Raw genomic sequence first — 19,229 nt, forward strand, 5'->3', positions numbered from 1 at the left:
GAAGAGATAGAATGATACAGGTCAAAGCACCCGGAAAACTTTATGTCGCAGGTGAATATGCTGTAACAGAACCAGGCTATAAATCTGTCCTTATTGCAGTAGACAGATTTGTTACAGCAACAATAGAAGCCTCTAATGAAGTTGAGGGAAGTATTCATTCCAAAACATTACATTACGAACCTGTAAAATTTGATCGTAATGAAGATAAAATTGAAATATCTGATGTGCAAGCTGCTAAGCAATTGAAGTATGTAGTTACTGCTATCGAGGTATTTGAACAATATGCACGCAGTTGCAATATCAAACTTAAACATTTCCACTTAACGATTGATAGTAATTTAGCTGATGATTCTGGCCAGAAGTATGGCTTAGGATCAAGTGCTGCTGTTTTAGTTTCAGTTGTTAAAGTATTGAATGAGTTTTATGACATGCAACTTTCGAATTTGTATATCTATAAATTAGCAGTTATAGCTAATATGAAATTACAAAGTTTGAGTTCTTGTGGAGATATAGCAGTGAGTGTATACAGCGGTTGGCTTGCTTATAGTACATTCGATCATGATTGGGTTAAGCAACAGATGGAAGAAACATCTGTAAATGACGTATTAGAAAAAAACTGGCCAGGACTTCATATTGAACCATTACAGGCACCAGAAAATATGGAAGTTTTAATTGGATGGACAGGTTCTCCTGCATCATCACCACATTTGGTTAGTGAAGTAAAACGTCTAAAATCTGACCCAAGTTTCTACGGTGAATTTTTAGATCGATCACATGATTGTGTAGAAAGTTTAATTCAAGCGTTTAAGACTAATAATATCAAAGGCGTTCAAAAGATGATACGACAAAATCGTCGTGTTATTCAATCAATGGATGTTGAAGCAACAGTTGATATAGAAACAGATAAACTTAAGAAATTATGTGACATTGGTGAGAAACACGGTGGCGCATCTAAAACATCTGGCGCTGGTGGCGGTGATTGTGGTATTACAATTATTAACACTATTATTGATAAACAGTTAATTTATGATGAATGGATAGCGCAAGGGATTAAACCATTAAAATTTAGGATTTATCATGGACAGTAATAAAAACAGCCTTTATTAAAGGTTGTTTTTTTATATGGTGTATATTATCGATTAAATCAACTTGAAATTTATAGCAAAAAGAGTAAAATAATTAGAGTTATATAGAGAAATGATTATGATATGAGCTGATTTAATAATAGAAAGGTGGGTAGCAAGATGCAGAATAAATTTCTGATTTGCGATGAATGTCAGGCAGTTAATATTAAAACGTTGAAAAAGAAATTAGAAAAATTAGATCCTGAAGCGGAAATTGAGATTGGCTGTCAGTCATACTGTGGTCCGGGAAGACGTAAGACCTTTGCATTCGTTAATAATCGCCCACTTGCTGCTTTAACTGAAGAAGAGTTAATGGAGAAGGTCATTAAACAATTGAAGAAACCACGTGATCCTGAGGAAGAAGAGCGTTTAAGAAAACGTAATGAAGAACGCAAACGCCGTAAAGAAGAGCAAGACCGCAAACTTAAAGAGAAACTAGAAAAACGTAAAGCGGCTAAATAGATAAATACTAAAAAAAGGAACTGACGTAGCGCAGTTCCTTTTTTTGATAAAATCCAAAGTGAGAGTTTTAATACAGTAGATAGGGATTTACTGCATAAGAACCACTAATGATTAAAAATCAAAGTGTAAAAAGGAATACAGTAGATAAGGATCTACTGCATAAGAACCACTAATGATTAAAATCAAAGTGGTTCTAAAAACAAATCGTTGAATGATTCGGCCATAGTTGGGTGTGTATAGATATTTTCACTTAGTACTTTGTATGGGATGTGCTGATCTATCGCTAATTTGATGAGATTAATCAATTCTTCTGATTCTTTTCCATATAAACTTGCACCTAATATTTCGCCATTATCTTTATTTAGTACAACTTTGAAAATACCTCTTGAATCGTTATTAATTTTATGTCGAGGTATTGTATTTACGTAGATTTTATTTTCCAGGAAATTAAAACCTTGTGCTTCTGCTTCAGCAGCAGTGAGACCAACTCTTGATAGAGGTGGATCGATAAATACTGTATAAGGAATGTTGCCTCTATTCTCAGTTGTTCGCGATCCATCTCCAAAGAGTTGGGAACGAAGAATTCTAAAGTCATCAAGAGAAATGTAAGTGAATTGTAAGCCACTTTTAACATCCCCAGCTGCATAGATATGTTTAACTGAAGTTTGAAGTTGGGAATTTACCTGTACTTCACCACGTTGACCCATTTTTACGTCAGTATTCTCTAGACCTAATCCATCGGTGTTAGGTTTACGTCCAGTTGCTAGTAACACTGCATCAGCTTTAAATTTACCATGATTGGTATGAACGATTGTTGAGTCGCCTTCATTAGAAAATGCAGTTGTTTCAACGTTTGTATGAACTGAAATCCCTTTGTCTTGCAAATCTTGAAGTGCTAGGTCAGCCACCTCTCGGTCCTCACGAGGCATTATCACATCACCATGTTCTAATATAGTCACTTGTGTTCCTAAATTACTAAACATTGAAGCAAATTCGAGTGCAATATATCCACCACCCACAATGACTAAGTCTTTAGGTTGGAAATTAATATTTAATAATCCAGTTGAATCATATATATTTTTAGTAGTTTTTATACCCTCAATTTTTGGTATATTTGCTTGAGCTCCAGTATTAATGATGATTTTGTTCCCTGTGATTTTATCTTTTACATTACCTGCATGATCCAATAACGCAATTTCATTATTAGAAACAAAAGACGCTTTATAATCTAATATATCTATATTGTCTTTTGATGCTAAATTGTTATAATTCTTTTTATTTAATGCATTCACTACTTCATTTTTTCTTGAAAATGCTTCATCGAACGATGCTCCTTCGATACCGTCATGCACTAATGTTTTAGAAGGAATACATCCAATATTTATACATGTACCGCCATACATTTTAGATGATTGTTCTATAAGTGCGACGTGCTGTCCTTGTCCGGCTGCGAAAGATGCTAAAGTTTTACCTGCTTTACCAAATCCAATGATGATAAGGTCATAAGATGTCATATTTGGTTTACCTCCTGCAAAATGTCCTTTAAGACATCTTGAATTGTTTTGTTACGATAGAAATTTAAAATGAGTTGAATTTCTTCATCACGATATCGAGCCATTATCTGTGCAATATGTTTAGAAATGTCACAGTGACTGTTGCGGTCTCCAGTGTAAACGCGTTGATTATTATCTTTAGCGAGAATGAATTGTTGATATAACTCAGCTAAATTCACTGTAGACGTATATTGATTAGCTTTGTATCCGCCATCTTTACCACGTACTGTAGTGATAAGTTGCTGGTCGCTTAAGTTAGCCACGACACGTCTTAACTGAACGGGATTAAGACAAGTTAATTCCGCCAATTCCTTACTATTAAATTTTTCGTTTTTGTGCTTAGTAAGAAAGCTTAACACATGTACCGCAATGTTGAATTCTAAATTCATATCTACCCACCTTAAATGTAACTTCTTTAGTTACATTTAACTGCAATAAGTATCAATAGTCAATCTTTATGACTTCGTCACAAATTTTTCGTGATTTTATATACTATAAGTAGGGTAAATATAATTTGTAAGTTCATTTTTGAAAATGAAATAAAAAAACAGTAATAGTAATGAAGGAGATGACTTCAATGGCTAATAAAGTACAATTAGGTAAATCAGATGTTAAAGTCTTCCCAATTGCACTTGGAACTAATGCAGTAGGTGGACATAATTTATATCCGAATTTGGATGAAGAACAAGGTAAAGACGTTGTACGTAAAGCAATTGATAATGGTATCACTTTATTAGATACAGCTTATATTTATGGACCTGAACGTTCTGAAGAACTCGTTGGACAAGTTGTACAAGAATATCCACGTGAACAAGTACAAATCGCAACTAAAGGGTCACATGTTATTAAAGATAATGATGAAGTAGTACAAAATAATAACCCAGAATATCTAAAGCAACAAGTTGAGAATAGTTTAAAACGTCTCCAAGTAGATTATATTGATTTATATTATATTCATTTTCCTGATGAAGAGACGCCAAAAGATAAAGCTGTTGCAGCGTTAAAAGAATTAAAAGATGAAGGTAAAATAAAAGCAATAGGTGTGTCTAACTTCTCATTAGAACAATTGAAAGAAGCAAATAAAGATGGATATGTCGATGTCGTACAATTAGAATATAATTTATTACATCGCGAAAATGAAGAAGTAATGGCATATGCAGCGGAAAATAATATTACATTTGTACCATACTTCCCATTAGCTTCTGGAATATTAGCAGGTAAATATGATGAAGACCAAACATTTGACGATCATCGTGCAACACGTCGTGATTTCCAACCTGAAGTGTTCAATGATAATGTACGTCGTGTTAAGGAATTAACGGATATAGCGGAAGCGCACAACACGTCAATTGCGAATGTCGTACTAGCATTCTACTTAACACGTCCATCATTAGACGTTGTAATTCCAGGTGCTAAACGCGCTGAACAAGTTGTAGAAAATATTGATGCTGCAAATATTGAATTAACTCAAGATGAAATTGATAAAATTGATCAATTATTCCCGATTGAAAAGTAATATTAGGGAAATTTAAGAGCGATACCAACATATGACGTTGAGTATCGCTTTTTTAATGTAGTTATAAATTTTAAAGTTTAGACAAAATGATTTGAGAAATTTTGGGTATGTTAAATAATATCTATACATAAAAATGCACAGTATAAAGTTGGAGGAAATGAATAATGATTACGGTGTTGTTTGGTGGGAGCCGTCCTGAAGGGAATACGGCAGAATTAACCCGATATGCTTTAGACGGTTTAGATTACACTTGGGTGGATGTCACTCAATATCAATTTAATCCTGTTCGTGATGTGAGACATGAAGATTACTATATTGAATCGTATGAAGACGATTATAAACAACTTATTGATTTAGTATTAGAGAGTGATACAGTGATATTTGCGTCGCCAGTATATTGGTATAGTATTTCGGCTTCTTTGAAGGCATTTATAGATCATTGGTCTGAGACTATGGAAGACAAGGATTATCATGATTTCAAATCTAAGATGGCTAAAAAGGATTTTCGATTAATTTTAGTAGGTGGCGATTGTCCTAAAGTCAAAGCTAAACCATGTATTACTCAGATGAAATATAGTGTAGAGTTTTTAGGCGGAGAGTTGAAAGGTTATATTATTGGAACTGCTGAAAAGCCTGGAGATATTAAAAAAGATATATATGCTTTAGATCGTGCACGAGAATGGAATGAAGAACTAGGTAAATAAGATTATGACAATTCAACGGAAGAAACATTTTAAATTTTAATGTTATCTTTCGTTGTTTTTTATTTTTTGTGAGTTAGTAGTTTCGTTTAATTCTATTTATCGAAATTTTATTAATTTTCCAGTTTGGATTTTAATAGTTTCAAAATAATTTTTATATAGGGTTTTTAAATGTTTAAATTGAATTAAGTTAACATAAATGTGATATAATGCCTTTATTAATAGCTTGTAATAGTTAGGGGAGAAAGTAACATGTATAGAGTGAGACAAGCAACTGAGAATGATGTAGTAGCTATTAGAGATGTTGCTACTAAAGCTTGGTATAATACATATTTAAATATTTATGCAGCTTCTACAGTCAATGAATTGTTGGCTGCTTCTTATAATGAAACTCATTTGAAGAAGAGATTAAAAGAACAACTCTTTTTAGTGGCGGAAGAAGATGATGAGATTATAGGTTTTGCAAATTTCATTTATGGCGAGGAATTATATCTCGCTGCACATTATGTGAGACCACAATCTCAACATAAAGGTTATGGTACAAGTTTACTTAAAGAAGGTTTAAATCAATTTAAAGATAGATATGATACCGTTTATTTAGAAGTAGATAATAAGAATAACCATAGTATTGATTATTATAAGGAAAATGGCTTTGAAATCGTTCGTTCTTATCAACCTGAAATGTATGGAGAGACGATGGACTTAGCTCTAATGAAAAAGACCTTTTAATATCATAAACGATATGCATCAAAACTAGTTTATTAATGGAGTTAAATTATTTCCGGGGTAATACTCAAACAAAAAAGCACTATGAACGTCATTCTAGTGTTCCTAAGGAGGGGAAGTATGGCACTATCATCATATGCAACAAGTAAACTAACTGAAGAAAAGGTATTTAAAGATCCTATTCATCGATACATACATGTTAAAGATCAGTTGATTTGGGATTTAATTAAAACTAAAGAATTTCAACGTTTAAGACGTATCAAACAACTTGGTACCTTATATTTATCGTTTCATACTGCAGAACATAGTCGCTTTGGGCATTCATTAGGTGTATATGAAATCGTTCGTCGAATGATTGACGAGTCTTTTATAGGTAGAGAGGCCTGGGATAATACAGACCGTCCACTTGCACTGTGCGCAGCGTTGCTACATGATTTAGGCCATGGCCCTTTCTCTCATAGTTTTGAAAAGATATTTAATACTGATCATGAAGCATTTACTCAAGCTATAATCACTGAAGACACGGAAGTCAATGAAGTGCTTAGTCGCGTTTCTGAAACATTCCCACAAGAAGTTGCAGATGTTATTAATAAAACACATGATAATAAACTAATTATATCAATGATATCTTCTCAAATTGATGCTGATCGTATGGACTACTTGCAACGTGATGCGTATTTCACAGGTGTGACTTATGGTTCGTTTGATATGGAACGTATTTTAAGATTAATGCGTCCTTCAAAAGATGAAGTATTGATTAAAGAGAGCGGTATGCACGCGGTTGAGAATTTTATTATGAGTCGTTACCAAATGTATTGGCAAATCTATTTTCACCCTGTAAGTCGTGGGGGAGAAGTTTTACTAAATAATTGTTTACAACGCGCGAAGCAACTTTATAGTGAAGGCTATGAATTTAGAATGTATCCCCATGACTTTGTACCATTCTTCGAAGGGACAATGACAATTGAACAGTATGTTGAGTTAGATGAAGCGGTTGTACTATATTACTTGAAAAAATGGATTAATGAAGATGATCCTATACTCAGTGACTTGTCACGTCGTTTTATAAATAGAGATTTATTCAAATATATCCCGTTTGATGGTTCAATAATTACTATTTCAGAATTACAAGAATTATTTGAAGCAGGTGGTATCAACCCTGACTATTACTTTGTAAGTGAAGCTTTCTCAGATTTACCTTATGATTACGATCGCCCTGGATCTAATCGTAAACCGATCCATTTGTTAAGAAGTAATGGTTCTATTACAGAAATAAGTCATCAATCTATGGTAATTAATAGTATTACTGGTATTAATCGTGAAGACCATAAATTATATTATCCTAAGGAACTGATTCTAAATATAGATAATCTTGAAATTAAAGGTGCTATTATTAATTTATTGAATGAACTTAATTAGAGCTTTACACTCATTGTACCTATTAGATAAGATTGAAAATATCATCATTGAATCAATGATTTTCAGAATGGGAGGTATCTAACTTGGCTGAGAAAAAAGGTTTTAATTTTAATATTATAAAAAATGACCCATTAGATGGACATAAAGGAACGAATATCGGGTCAATTAGTTTAGATAATATTGCACCTGTTTTTATAGATGTTGAAAATAAAGAAGCTTTTATTGATATTGGCGGGATGCATGCACGTGCAAAAGTTGAAAAAGGTGTTAAATGGATTAATGATAAAGAGCAAGTTGAAGGCGACGAAGCTAAAGAATATTGGTTGTGTTGGGTGACTACAGAACGTAGTGAACAAGGACCGTACTATGCAGGTGTCACAGCTTGTTACTTATTAGTGAATAGAAGTATCCGTCGTGGCTATAAGAGTATGCCTGAACATGTAAATATGATGGATAAATCTATGAAACATCAATTTATTATCGATCAAATTGGTGATGAAAATAAGAAAATCTTAAAAAAATTCTTAAAAGATCATAACGAAGACATGTGGAATAATTCTAGCGACGAATTATATCAAGCATTTGAATAACTATTAAAAATATATTCATTTTGTAATAAATATATCCGAATAAAATCTAAGCCTTTAAATGAATGTTTGCTAAATTCATTTAAAGGCTCTTATAGTATTATTTCACACTGCCAATTCCGTTAAGTTCTTCATTATAAGGCAATGTTAATTCTTTGCATGTGATGACTTTACCATCTTCATTAAAGACAAATTCTGCATAAACTTCTACTTTACCTTTATCTCCATTTTTCTTTTCTACATGAACATCATAGCGTAAAAAAATCGTGTTTTGAGACTCATCTATGAGCATGGTTTTAAATTCTTCAATAGAAAGACGAGCCACAACTTCTTTCAGTTTCTTAAGATGATCTGTGAACTCATTAATATCAGACGTTTGATGATCTGTGGTTTGAACATAAGAAGGGGCAAAGTACGTATCAATTTTATTAACATCAAGATTGATTAAAATATCAGTATAAAGCTTTTCTATTGTATATTTTAAATCATCTCTATTCATCACTTATCTCCTCTATAAAGTAATTATTTTAATTCTTCACCAATTTGATATGTGTGATACAAAGCTTCTATAATTTCATTATGAATGACATGAAATGGTCTTTCAAATCTTTTAGCAACTTGTTTTACATCTTCATATTCGGGTTTCATTTTTAAAATTTTACCCTCTTGCAAAGCGAATTTCACAGAAATATTCCCGTAGTCGGTATCAATGTCTCTAAATTCTCGATCTAGTATATTTCTACGAACTGCGTAACTACGAACTCCGAGAGAAGATGTTTCTTGTAAGATTAAAGTTTCAAATTTAGCTGCGTTCTCAGTTTTACAGATTAAGGTTAATTGTGTACTTGGACGTCCTTTTTTCATAAATATTGGAGTGTAGTAAATATCTAGTGCACCATGTTCGAGTGCTATATCCATGAAGTGTCCTAATGATTCAGGTGACATATCATCAATTTGGCATTCGATAACATGGACATCATCTTGCTTTTTTGATTGAGTTTCAAATTGAATAACTCTTAACACATTAGGGAAGTCAAAGTCTTTACTCCCTGCGCCATACCCAATTTCTTTCATCGTAGCAGATGGGAATGGGCCAAATGATGATACTAAACTTTTCGCAAAGGCCGCACCAGTTGGCGTCGTTAACTCACTTTGAACATCAAATTTAGCTAATGGAACGTCTTTAAGTATCTCAGCAGTGGCAGGTGCTGGTACGGGGTAGATACCATGGGCGATATTGATTTTGCCATTACCTGTAGGAATAGGCGAGCAATATAATTCGTCAATATTTAATAATTCTAAAGCAATACATCCACCAATAATATCGATAATAGAGTCCATTGCCCCCACTTCATGAAAGTGGACGTTTTTAAATGACATACCATGAATTTTAGCTTCTGCGTGACCAATCACTTCAAATATACTTTTACTTCGAGCTTTAACACGTGGTGAAAGTGCGCTGTCATCAATCATTTTAAAGATATCTGACGCGTGACGGTGATGGTGTGGTTCATCGAAATCAATGTTTAAGGTCATTGCATGTATGCCTTGTTTTACCTTCTTCTGAAAATGAAGTTCAAAATTATCTAATGGTAACGTTTTAAGTTCGCTTTCAATTTTATGTGGGTCAGCCCCTAAATCGACTAAAGCTGACAATAGCATGTCACCGGCTATGCCTGCATGACAATCTAAGTAAATTGCATTTGCCATATTGATGCTCCATTCTAGTTATTTTCTATCATCTTCACTATCATTCCAGCGTTATATCCTCCACCAAAGCCATTATCAATATTGAGTACACTGGTACCAGGTGCACATGCGTTAATCATGGAAAGTAGTGTAGTGACGCCGTCTAAATTTGCACCATAGCCAACGCTGGTAGGGACGGCATAGATGGGATGATCGACAAGTCCTCCTACAACACTAGCCAAGGCACCTTCCATTCCAGCAATGACCACGGATACCTTACCTTGGCGTATCTCATGGATGTGATTAAATAGTCGATGAATGCCAGACACACCAACGTCATAGAAGCGTTTAACTTGAATTCCCATTACTTCCGCAGTTAAAGCAGCTTCTTCGGCTACTGCTAAGTCCGAGGTTCCAGCACAAAGGATAGAAATATAATTTTGTGATTTTTTAATTTCTTCTATCGGCGTACTCACAATATTAGCTACTGAGTGATACTGGAGATAGGGGTGATGTTCGAGTACAAACTTCGCCTTTGTTTCATCAATACGTGTCACTAAAATCACATTGTCGTGTTGAGTAAGGCTTTCAATAATTTGTTTAATTTGTTCTTTAGTTTTACCTTCACCGAAGATGACTTCGGGAAAGCCTTGTCGCTTTGCTCGATGTAAATCAATTTTAGCAAAGCCCAATTCGTCATAGTGACTGAGTTGGGCTTTAGCTTCATCTATAGAAATTTGATTTGATTTTACACCTTCAAGTAAGTCATCTATAAAGTTTGGATCTTTACTCATGTGTTAACTTCCTTGTACTAAATTAGTTGCTTTTGTATCAATGACTTCGTTCATACTGCCTGTTCTGTATCCTTCTAAATCTACAGTGACATAGTCGAAACCAAGTTCTTTTAAGCGTAAAGTGATATTGTCTCTATTTTTTATTACAGTAGCTAAATCATCTTCAACCACTTCGATACGAGCGATATTATGGTGATAGCGTACACGGACATGATTGATTCCTAATTGTAGAATGTATTTCTCTGCTTCGTTGACTTTGTTTACTTTAGCAAAGCTTAACGTTTCACCATAAGGGATTCGTGAAGCTAAACTACATAGAGCCGGTTTATTCCATACAGGTAAATCATGTTGTTTACTTAATTCTCTAATTTCTGATTTATAGAGATGTGCTTCTTGAAGTACACTACGTACTCCAAATTCATCTCTAGCTTTTAAGCCTGGACGGAAATCCTTGAGATCGTCCATAATCATGCCATCTAAGATATAATTAAAGTTGAATTCCTCTTTGATTTCATTAAGTTTTCCATAAAGAAGTCGTTTACTGAAATACCAGCTTTCGGGTGTATTCTTAACGATATTATCGTCCTCAAGTTCAGCCATTTCAGTCTCTAATACTTCTACACCTAGGCTTCGACCTAATTCAATCGCTTGGTTAAATTCTTCGTTTCTGAAAAGTTCTGATTTTACAACCACAGGTTTAACATTTTTAACACCTAAAACATCAATCGCTTTTTTAAGTACTAAACTGCTATCTACACCACCTGAATATGCAATGACAACACTTTGCATTTCTTTAAGTAAGTGATTTAATTTCATTTCTTTATTTAATAATTCAGTCATTCTCATCATCCTCCCAAATTATTCTTCATTTTCAACATATGGAATGGTTAGTGGTCCTTGTGGCATGACACCAATTGATAATTTACGTCCATATTGTTCTTCTAACTCATGAAGCGTTTGTTCAATATTTGAAGTTGGATTCAACATTGAATCTTTCAATTGTTGATCTGTTAATTCTGAGTAGACATAAACATTGGCAAAGGTCTGAATGCTCGCTTGTTTTTGAACTTGCCATTGATCCATCTCTTTAAAATTAGGATCATGGATAAGCTCTAGAATTCCCTGAGGGGTGTCAGCCATTTTAAAGATTTCAGCAAATTTACCATGATCTGGAAAGCCATCTGCACATTCGGAGACCATAATAATATTTCCGTCTTCTTTGACGATTTTACTAGCAGCACTCATACCTTTAACAGTCTGATACAAGTTTTGATCTAAAGGATAACCTGAATTAGAAGCGATGACGACATCAAAACGTTGATGGCATTTAAACATCGCGTGTTCTTTAACATAAGCACATCCTTCTTTATGTGCTTCAAAAACTTCTCCAGCGAATGCAGCCGTAATTTCCTTACTTTTGTTTAAAGCCACATTTAACATGAAGTCTGGCTTACACATACGGTTCACTTCTCTAGCCATATCCTGAACAGGGTTATCTTCTAAATTTCCCCATGTAGAACGAGGGTCGCCAATCATCTTTGCATTATGGAAAGTTTGAATAGTTTCTAATCCAGCGATACCTGGCATAATACCTTTTGGACCGCCTGAAAATCCTGCAAAGAAATGAGGTTCAATGAAACCAGTGACGATTTTGAAATCTGACTCAACATAGTCTTTATTGAGATATGCATCACAACCATATTTACTCTCCCCAACTTTGATAAGACTATCTGCTTCAGTACAGTGGTTATGGACAATTTTAACTGTATCCACAATATCTTCACCTAACATTTGAATAAGCTCGTCGCGCGTTTGGTCACGATGTGTTCCTGTACCATTAATAATTACGAAATTTTCACGTGGCACATGGTTCAATTCCTCAATTAGTAAAGGTACAAGAATATGGTTTGGTGTTGGGCGAGTGATATCACTAATTACTATAGATACGATGTCATCACTTTTAACCATTTCTTTAAGAGGTTTTGAGTTGGTTGGATGTCTTAAAACGTCTTTAATGGCTGTTTTATAATCTTCAATAGCGTCAATATTTTGAGGTTCTATAATAGTGCTATCATCAGGTACATTGACACTAATTTCAGACTTGCCGTAGAGCACATCTGTCTTCACTAACATTCCCTCCGTTTATTTAAATATTATAAATTACTATTAAATGTATACTCTTAATAAAGTGTTGCAATGCAATTATTATATGTAAATTGTAGCACAATTTTTAGAATATTTTAATTTATGAAAATAAATAGCTTTATTCAAAATTAGTGATGTGAAATATTTAAATCTAAAATTTAGGGTAAACATCTTTAAAATAATGAAAGGGAGAAGTTCAATGAATCATATTAAGGGAATTAATCATATTGGTTTAACAGTATTAGATATTGAGGAGGCAACAACGTTCTTAAAAGAGGCGTTTGACGCTAAAATAGCGTATGATGCTCTTACATATAATGACCAACCTCGTGAAGGAGAAGAAGTTGAACGCATGTTAGGTCTTTCAAAAGGAGCAAAAATCGTTCGTCAAAGAATGATAGTGATTGGTGAGGGAGCTAATATAGAAATGTTTGAAATAGAAAGTAGTAATCAAAAAGAACCACTCAAACTAGAAGATTTAGGCTTTAATCATATTTCATTAATGGTCGATCATATTGAGGACGTATTAGAAAATGTTAAACGTGCTGGTGCAGAACCATTATCTGAAACACATGGTAATTCAACTTACGAGGATTCTGAAGGAAGTAAGAGTGTTTATGTTAAGGCACCGTTTAACGCTTTAATTGAGTTACAATCCATTCCGAATGGTTATTATTATCCAAATGATAGTGAAGCAAATGTATTTATTCCTGGTGAGTAAAATATGAGAAACTATATATTTATTCAATAGTTGTGACCAATTTTAAAAGAAGATGATATAATAAAGGATGATGTACATCAAAAATTATGAAATATGAGGTAGTTAGATGAAAAAATATGTATTCATCATTGCAGCAATTGTATTCGGCATCGTATATTTCAAAAAGTATTGTTCTATTCGAGATAAATATATCATGGATATCGTTGATGTTGAATTCAACAAGTAATTCTAATGATAACCTATGTAAAATCGTGTTCATATCGATAAGATATGGAGACGATTTTTTAATTTTTAGACAAAATAAGTCGATACGTAGAAAGTAGGAGCGTACTACAAGCGATAGTGTTTTTATGCTATAATTACATGTATTATTGTAAAGATTAAGGTGAGTAGTAAATTGGATAAAAACATAAATATTCAAACTAAACAGGTTTTGAAACAGAATGATGAAAAACAAAAATTTGAGTTTACTACAAAAGGTGCTTGGCAGAAACGACGAGCAGAATTTATCCGGTATACAGAAGAAATTGAAGAAGCAAAAGTCAATGTTACAATAAAAATTGAAGATAGCGGAGTTAAGTTGATTCGTAAAGGCGATATCAATATGAATCTACATTTCGTTGAAGGGGAAGAAACGACAACTTTATATGATATACCCGCAGGACGGATACCTTTAACAGTGAAAACACTGAGTATTTTACACTTTGTAACGCCAAATGGTGGGAAATTGAAAATTCACTATGAACTATATCAAAATGAAGAAAAGATGGGTTCTTATCAATACGAACTAAATTATAAGGAGATAAGCGAATGAATATTATCGATCAAGTGAAACAGACATTAATTGAAGAAATTGAAGCTAGTATCAAAAAAGCGGGATTAGCTGAAGATATTCCCGAAATAAAAATTGAAATACCTAAAGATACTAAAAATGGTGATTACTCATCTAATATTGCGATGGTATTAACTAAAATTGCTAAACGTAATCCACGTGAAATAGCACAAGCGATTGTAGATAATCTTGATACAAGTAAAGCACACGTTAAAGAAATTGATATTGCAGGCCCAGGTTTTATTAACTTTTACTTAGATAATCAATATCTTACTCAAATTATTCCAGAAGCGATTAATAAAGGCGATCAATTTGGCTATGCAGATCAACCTAAAAATACAAACATTTTATTAGAATATGTGTCTGCAAATCCAACTGGTGATTTACACATTGGTCATGCTAGAAATGCTGCTGTAGGTGATTCATTAGCCAATATTCTAATCGCCGCAGGGTACAATGTCACTCGTGAATACTATATTAACGATGCAGGGAATCAAATTACTAATTTAGCTCGTTCAATAGAGACACGTTATTTTGAAGCTCTAGGTGATACAAGCCATGAAATGCCAGAAGATGGATATAATGGTAAAGACATTATTGAAATTGGTAAAGATTTGGCTAATAAGCATCCAGAAATCAAGGATTATTCAGATGAAGAACGCCTAAAAACATTTAGACAATTAGGTGTAGATTATGAAATGGATAAGTTAAAGAGAGACTTAGCTGATTTTAATGTACATTTTGATAACTGGTTCAGTGAAACGTCTTTATATGAAAATGGTGCAATCGATAACACATTAGCTAAAATGAAAGAATTAGGTTACACATATGAAGCTGATGGTGCAACATGGTTACGTACAAGTGATTTCAAAGATGATAAAGACCGTGTATTAATTAAAAAGGATGGTAACTACACTTACTTTACACCTGATACAGCATACCATTACAACAAAATTAATCGTGGAAATGATATCTTAATTGATTTAATGGGTGCTGACCATCACGGTTATATAAATCGTCTTAAAGCAAGTCTTGAAACATTTGGTGTAGATAGTGATCGTCTTGAAATTCAAATTATGCAAATGGTGCGTTTAATGCAAAATGGTGAAGAAGTGAAAATGAGTAAACGTACAGGCAATGCGATTACTTTACGTGAAATTATGGATGAAGTAGGCATTGATGCAGCGCGTTACTTCTTAACAATGCGTAGTCCTGACTCTCATTTTGATTTTGATCTTGAACTTGCCAAGGAGCAATCACAAGATAACCCAATTTATTATGCTCAGTATGCTCACGCACGTATTTGTTCAATACTAAGACAAGCGAAAGAGCAAGGTGTTGATATCACAACAAATGCTAATTTCGATACAATTACTAATGAAAAAGCAATAGACTTATTAAAGAAAGTTGCTGAATTCGAAACAACAATTGAGAGCGCAGCAGAACATCGTGCGCCTCATCGTTTAACAAATTATATTCAAGATTTAGCTGCAGCTTTCCATAAATTCTATAACGCCGAGAAAGTTTTAACTGATGATATTGAAAAGACTAAAGCATTAGTAGCTATGATTGAAGCAGTAAGAATTACATTACACAATGCTTTAACACTTGTTGGCGTTACAGCACCTGAGTCTATGTAATTCAAAACATATTTAATTAAATAAACAGTCTTATGCCCTCATAAATCTATATTTGTGAGGGTATTAATTTTATAAAGAATTGGAGTGTAAACATGCTATCTACAATGGAACTGTATCGAATTCTATATAAAAATATGGGTGCACAACATTGGTGGCCAGCTCAAAGTCCTATTGAGATGATGCTAGGGGCTATACTTGTTCAAAATACTAATTGGAAAAATGCAGATATGGCATTAACACGTCTCAAAGAAGAGACGCAATTCAATGGTAAAAAGATATTAAATATGTCACTCGAAGATTTGCAACAAACGATTCGTTTGAGCGGTTTCTATAAAAATAAAGGTAAAGCGATTCACGCTTTAATGAATTGGTTAAATCAACATGACTTTAATTACAAAGATATCGCACAATACTATGGTGAGAATTTAAAAAAGGAATTATTAAATATTCGTGGTATTGGAGGTGAAACGGCAGATGTTTTAATTGTATATATTTTTAAAGGGATAGAATTTATTCCAGACAGTTATACTCGCCGTATATATGCTAAGTTAGGCTATTCTCAGACTGAAACCTACGATAAGTTTAAGAAGACCATTCAATTACCTTCTAATTTCACTAACCAAGATGCGAATGAATTCCATGCTTTACTCGATAATTTTGGTAAAAATTATTTTAACGGTAAAGGAGAACATCGTTATACATTTTTAGATTCATTTTTTGAAAATTAAACATTGACCTTTACGTAACGTCATACCTCATACTTCAGCTTAGGAGGTGAAGATATGAAAGCGTATTTTAGTCCTAAAGATCTTTGTGACATTACAGGAGTGAGTTTACGTACACTTCATTATTATCACGATATAGAATTATTAATCCCTCATCATATTGAAGACAATGGTTATCGTCTTTATAGTGTAGAAGATATTTCTAAACTGCAATATATCTTATTTTTAAGGGAGCTTGATTTAACATTAAAAGAAATTAATGATTATTTTAAAAGTGATATAAATACTAAAAACGAAGTGTTGCGTAAGAATTACGATGATGTAATTAAGAAAAGAGATAAGTTGAATGTAATCATTGAACATCTTGACTACTATTTTAAACAAGAGAGCAATGAAGAAATTGAGGTGACGAATATGAAAGAATTTGATTTATATCAACAATATGAAAATGAAGCGGCTTTGAAGTATGGTGATACTAAGTACTATCAATCTTATGAGGAACAGCAACAAGATATGAATGATTCTGAGAAAAAAGAGAACTATAAAAATATTAATGTTGAATTAAATACATTTTTCGATGAGATGAGTGATTTATTTTCTAAAGATGTCTCGATTAAGGAGGCAAGCACTAGAATAAAAAAACTAGAAGACATATTGAAGCTACAAGTTCCTAACTGCGATAAACAATTTATGTCCTATATTGCAACAACATATGTTGATGATGAACGATTTGCTAAAAATATTAATAAAAACCGTAATGAAGGATTAAATCGATATATTGCAAATGCCATAAATGAATATATAACGTACTAATTGTTCCTTTCAAAAATATTAATCTTAATTATTACTGAGTAACGATAAACGCCCACTTAGAAAGTAGGGCGTTTTTTATAGTTAAAAACTATAGAATAGGAGATATTATAATTTATATTGATTTTTAATTTTGATTAATTAATTATATAATGATTTTTGTAGTAACTAAAGTTATAAATATTTTAGAGGTGGTACGATGATTGAAGCCTATAAGTTATTCTGGCTGAATTTCTTTAAACTAAAAGGTCGCAGTAGAAGACGCGATTTTTGGTGGCCCTTTTTAATCAATGCTATTATTGAAGTTATAGTCTTAAATGGCACAAAATTTATAGAAAATTCTATGGTTCACGGTCATATTATTTCATCAATTATTTATCAAGTCATTTCACTCATTCTATGTATTGGAACATTTTCATTATCTGTAAGAAGATTTCATGATATCGGAATGACTAAGAAATTCCCAGTGTTTTATTTAATTTTGACCTTACTACCTTATTTAAAAAATGTGATAGAACCTGTTATAAACCATACACATCTAGATCATAATCACGTATTTGTGATGATTTTAAGTGGTTTATTTATCACTTACTATATCATCTCTATCATCGCTGCACTTGTAGCTTTAGCATATTGTGTAGCTGATAGTGAAGATGGTTCCAATAAATATGGACCGAATCCTAAACCTATTTATGAATAATATGAAATTGAGTATCTTCGTTAAAAAGGCGAAGATACTATTTTTTTGAAAATGTTTAATTAAAACATTATTCAAATAAAAATAATCATTTAAAATTTCAAAATTCTAATGAAATTTTTGTCGATTTTGATATGATTATAACGAAGCGAAGAATGTATATTACTGAATAAGAAGGGAATGCTCAATAAATGAGAAATAGACTATGGATGGTTATTCTCGTGCTTGCTTTATCATTAGCAGCATGTAGTCAAGGCTCAAATCAATCATCAGATAGCAATTCAACATCGAAAAAAGGGAATAATAAAGTAAAATACCATAGAATTGTTTCTCTAATGCCAAGTAATACTGAAATCTTATATCGACTTGGTTTAGGGAATAACATTGTTGGTGTATCAACGGTTGATGATTACCCTAAAGATGTTAAAAAAGGTAAAAAACAATTTGATGCGATGAATTTGAATAAAGAAAAATTACTCAAAGCTAAACCAGATCTGATTTTAGCACATGAGTCCCAAAAAAGTTCTTCAGGAAAAGTATTAAACTCACTTAAAAAAGATGGGGTTAAAGTTTTTTATGTTAAAGACGCCCAATCAATTAATGAAACATATGACACCTTTAAAACTATCGGTAAAATTACAGGACGTGAGCATCAAGCTCAAGATTTAGTAGATGAAACGAAAAAGAACGTTGATAAAGTAGTTAATTCTGTTCCTAAACATCATAAAAAGCAAAGTATATTTATGGAAGTTTCATCTAAACCAGATATTTATACAGCAGGTAAAGGCACATTCTTCGATGATATGTTAAATCAACTAGACGCGAAGAATAGCTTCTCAGATATAAATGGTTGGAAATCAGTCAGTAAAGAGAGCATCATTAAGCATAATCCAGATATATTAATTTCTACTGAAGGTAAATCAAAATCTGATTATATTAAAATGATTAAAAAACGTGGTGGCTTCGATAAGATTAATGCTGTTAAAAATACACGAATTGAATCAGTTAATGGAGACGAGATTTCTCGACCAGGTCCTCGAATTGATGAAGGCCTAAAAGAATTAAGGGATGTCATTTATAAAAAATAA

The 19,229-nt window shown here is 32.9% G+C and carries 21 protein-coding genes; 14 read left to right on the plus strand and 7 right to left on the minus strand.

Annotated features, from left to right (window positions below):
* Window positions 1-11: 11 nt before the first annotated feature.
* A complete protein-coding gene (locus AC3WQX_RS00400) occupies window positions 12-1,088 on the plus strand; it encodes a phosphomevalonate kinase (protein ID WP_002433171.1) in 1,077 nt (358 codons plus the stop codon).
* A gap of 156 nt (window positions 1,089-1,244) precedes the next feature.
* Window positions 1,245-1,586, plus strand: a complete 342-nt coding sequence (locus tag AC3WQX_RS00405; protein ID WP_002433135.1) for a YuzB family protein — start codon at window positions 1,245-1,247, stop codon at window positions 1,584-1,586.
* Window positions 1,587-1,768: 182 nt separating this feature from the next.
* On the opposite strand, the gene merA is transcribed toward AC3WQX_RS00405, so the two are convergent.
* Window positions 1,769-3,100, minus strand: coding sequence for a hypothiocyanous acid reductase MerA (gene merA, locus AC3WQX_RS00410; RefSeq protein ID WP_023350743.1), 1,332 nt, complete (start codon window positions 3,098-3,100; stop codon window positions 1,769-1,771).
* Entirely contained in the window at window positions 3,097-3,528 is a 432-nt protein-coding gene (gene hypR, locus AC3WQX_RS00415; protein ID WP_023350742.1) for a redox-sensitive transcriptional regulator HypR, read from the minus strand. The genes merA and hypR overlap by 4 nt, the downstream gene beginning before the upstream one ends.
* Before the next feature lie 188 nt (window positions 3,529-3,716).
* On the opposite strand from hypR, the gene AC3WQX_RS00420 reads away from it, so the two are divergent.
* The 5 genes from AC3WQX_RS00420 (at window position 3,717) to AC3WQX_RS00440 (ending at window position 8,091) form a co-directional block, all read left to right on the plus strand.
* The gene (locus AC3WQX_RS00420) at window positions 3,717-4,655 is read left to right on the plus strand and encodes an aldo/keto reductase (RefSeq protein ID WP_023350741.1); all 939 of its coding nucleotides are present in this window, start codon (window positions 3,717-3,719) and stop codon (window positions 4,653-4,655) included.
* 164 nt (window positions 4,656-4,819) lie between these two features.
* Entirely contained in the window at window positions 4,820-5,359 is a 540-nt protein-coding gene (locus AC3WQX_RS00425; RefSeq protein WP_023350740.1) for a flavodoxin family protein, read from the plus strand.
* Between the two features lie 249 nt (window positions 5,360-5,608).
* Window positions 5,609-6,085, plus strand: coding sequence for a GNAT family N-acetyltransferase (locus AC3WQX_RS00430; RefSeq protein ID WP_492739682.1), 477 nt, complete (start codon window positions 5,609-5,611; stop codon window positions 6,083-6,085).
* A gap of 117 nt (window positions 6,086-6,202) precedes the next feature.
* Complete coding sequence (locus AC3WQX_RS00435) at window positions 6,203-7,501, plus strand: HD domain-containing protein (RefSeq protein ID WP_002452531.1); 1,299 nt, start codon at window positions 6,203-6,205, stop codon at window positions 7,499-7,501.
* An 83-nt stretch (window positions 7,502-7,584) separates the two neighbouring features.
* Entirely contained in the window at window positions 7,585-8,091 is a 507-nt protein-coding gene (locus AC3WQX_RS00440) for a YwhD family protein (protein ID WP_023350739.1), read from the plus strand.
* 97 nt (window positions 8,092-8,188) lie between these two features.
* On the opposite strand, the gene AC3WQX_RS00445 is transcribed toward AC3WQX_RS00440, so the two are convergent.
* Genes AC3WQX_RS00445 through larA form a run of 5 tightly spaced genes read right to left on the minus strand, consistent with a single transcriptional unit; the run spans window position 8,189 to window position 12,698 of the window.
* Complete coding sequence (locus tag AC3WQX_RS00445; protein ID WP_023350738.1) at window positions 8,189-8,587, minus strand: nuclear transport factor 2 family protein; 399 nt, start codon at window positions 8,585-8,587, stop codon at window positions 8,189-8,191.
* Window positions 8,588-8,610: 23 nt separating this feature from the next.
* Window positions 8,611-9,798 (minus strand): nickel pincer cofactor biosynthesis protein LarC, encoded by a 1,188-nt coding sequence (gene larC / locus AC3WQX_RS00450; protein ID WP_049326450.1) that lies wholly within the window; start codon window positions 9,796-9,798, stop codon window positions 8,611-8,613.
* A gap of 14 nt (window positions 9,799-9,812) precedes the next feature.
* Complete coding sequence (gene larB / locus AC3WQX_RS00455; RefSeq protein WP_023350736.1) at window positions 9,813-10,571, minus strand: nickel pincer cofactor biosynthesis protein LarB; 759 nt, start codon at window positions 10,569-10,571, stop codon at window positions 9,813-9,815.
* Window positions 10,572-10,574: 3 nt separating this feature from the next.
* Window positions 10,575-11,411 (minus strand): ATP-dependent sacrificial sulfur transferase LarE, encoded by an 837-nt coding sequence (gene larE / locus AC3WQX_RS00460; protein WP_023350735.1) that lies wholly within the window; start codon window positions 11,409-11,411, stop codon window positions 10,575-10,577.
* Between the two features lie 18 nt (window positions 11,412-11,429).
* A complete protein-coding gene (gene larA, locus AC3WQX_RS00465) occupies window positions 11,430-12,698 on the minus strand; it encodes a nickel-dependent lactate racemase (protein WP_023350734.1) in 1,269 nt (422 codons plus the stop codon).
* Window positions 12,699-12,915: 217 nt separating this feature from the next.
* On the opposite strand from larA, the gene AC3WQX_RS00470 reads away from it, so the two are divergent.
* The 7 genes from AC3WQX_RS00470 to AC3WQX_RS00500 all read left to right on the plus strand — a co-directional run bounded on the left by AC3WQX_RS00470 (window position 12,916) and on the right by AC3WQX_RS00500 (window position 19,229).
* Window positions 12,916-13,437: a VOC family protein gene (locus AC3WQX_RS00470; RefSeq protein WP_023350733.1), complete on the plus strand. Its 522-nt coding sequence runs from the start codon at window positions 12,916-12,918 to the stop codon at window positions 13,435-13,437.
* Between the two features lie 397 nt (window positions 13,438-13,834).
* Window positions 13,835-14,251, plus strand: a complete 417-nt coding sequence (locus AC3WQX_RS00475; protein WP_002433342.1) for a YwiB family protein — start codon at window positions 13,835-13,837, stop codon at window positions 14,249-14,251.
* Window positions 14,248-15,909, plus strand: coding sequence for an arginine--tRNA ligase (argS, locus tag AC3WQX_RS00480; protein WP_023350732.1), 1,662 nt, complete (start codon window positions 14,248-14,250; stop codon window positions 15,907-15,909). The genes AC3WQX_RS00475 and argS overlap by 4 nt, the downstream gene beginning before the upstream one ends.
* A 92-nt stretch (window positions 15,910-16,001) precedes the next feature.
* On the plus strand, window positions 16,002-16,637 hold the full coding sequence (locus AC3WQX_RS00485; protein WP_492739683.1) for an endonuclease III domain-containing protein: 636 nt from the start codon (window positions 16,002-16,004) through the stop codon (window positions 16,635-16,637).
* 54 nt (window positions 16,638-16,691) lie between these two features.
* Window positions 16,692-17,447 carry a MerR family transcriptional regulator gene (locus AC3WQX_RS00490; RefSeq protein ID WP_023350730.1) on the plus strand — a complete coding sequence of 252 codons (756 nt, stop codon included), beginning with the start codon at window positions 16,692-16,694 and terminating at the stop codon, window positions 17,445-17,447.
* Between the two features lie 196 nt (window positions 17,448-17,643).
* Entirely contained in the window at window positions 17,644-18,144 is a 501-nt protein-coding gene (locus AC3WQX_RS00495; RefSeq protein WP_023350729.1) for a DUF805 domain-containing protein, read from the plus strand.
* A gap of 188 nt (window positions 18,145-18,332) precedes the next feature.
* Window positions 18,333-19,229, plus strand: coding sequence for an ABC transporter substrate-binding protein (locus tag AC3WQX_RS00500; RefSeq protein WP_023350728.1), 897 nt, complete (start codon window positions 18,333-18,335; stop codon window positions 19,227-19,229).

The sequence above is a fragment of the Staphylococcus sp. FW104-15G4D genome, assembly GCF_058790135.1.

Bases quoted from the DNA above. Each gene is read 5' to 3' on its own strand.
- AC3WQX_RS00500 (WP_023350728.1), top strand. From the start codon at position 18,333: ATGAGAAATAGACTATGGATGGTTATTCTCGTGCTTGCTTTATCATTA.
- larB (WP_023350736.1), bottom strand. From the start codon at position 10,571: ATGAGTAAAGATCCAAACTTTATAGATGACTTACTTGAAGGTGTAAAA.
- larC (WP_049326450.1), bottom strand. From the start codon at position 9,798: ATGGCAAATGCAATTTACTTAGATTGTCATGCAGGCATAGCCGGTGAC.
- AC3WQX_RS00495 (WP_023350729.1), top strand. From the start codon at position 17,644: ATGATTGAAGCCTATAAGTTATTCTGGCTGAATTTCTTTAAACTAAAA.
- AC3WQX_RS00490 (WP_023350730.1), top strand. From the start codon at position 16,692: ATGAAAGCGTATTTTAGTCCTAAAGATCTTTGTGACATTACAGGAGTG.
- merA (WP_023350743.1), bottom strand. From the start codon at position 3,100: ATGACATCTTATGACCTTATCATCATTGGATTTGGTAAAGCAGGTAAA.
- AC3WQX_RS00470 (WP_023350733.1), top strand. From the start codon at position 12,916: ATGAATCATATTAAGGGAATTAATCATATTGGTTTAACAGTATTAGAT.
- larE (WP_023350735.1), bottom strand. From the start codon at position 11,411: ATGACTGAATTATTAAATAAAGAAATGAAATTAAATCACTTACTTAAA.
- AC3WQX_RS00420 (WP_023350741.1), top strand. From the start codon at position 3,717: ATGGCTAATAAAGTACAATTAGGTAAATCAGATGTTAAAGTCTTCCCA.
- AC3WQX_RS00425 (WP_023350740.1), top strand. From the start codon at position 4,820: ATGATTACGGTGTTGTTTGGTGGGAGCCGTCCTGAAGGGAATACGGCA.
- AC3WQX_RS00400 (WP_002433171.1), top strand. From the start codon at position 12: ATGATACAGGTCAAAGCACCCGGAAAACTTTATGTCGCAGGTGAATAT.
- AC3WQX_RS00485 (WP_492739683.1), top strand. From the start codon at position 16,002: ATGCTATCTACAATGGAACTGTATCGAATTCTATATAAAAATATGGGT.
- AC3WQX_RS00435 (WP_002452531.1), top strand. From the start codon at position 6,203: ATGGCACTATCATCATATGCAACAAGTAAACTAACTGAAGAAAAGGTA.
- argS (WP_023350732.1), top strand. From the start codon at position 14,248: ATGAATATTATCGATCAAGTGAAACAGACATTAATTGAAGAAATTGAA.
- AC3WQX_RS00430 (WP_492739682.1), top strand. From the start codon at position 5,609: ATGTATAGAGTGAGACAAGCAACTGAGAATGATGTAGTAGCTATTAGA.
- hypR (WP_023350742.1), bottom strand. From the start codon at position 3,528: ATGAATTTAGAATTCAACATTGCGGTACATGTGTTAAGCTTTCTTACT.
- AC3WQX_RS00405 (WP_002433135.1), top strand. From the start codon at position 1,245: ATGCAGAATAAATTTCTGATTTGCGATGAATGTCAGGCAGTTAATATT.
- AC3WQX_RS00445 (WP_023350738.1), bottom strand. From the start codon at position 8,587: ATGAATAGAGATGATTTAAAATATACAATAGAAAAGCTTTATACTGAT.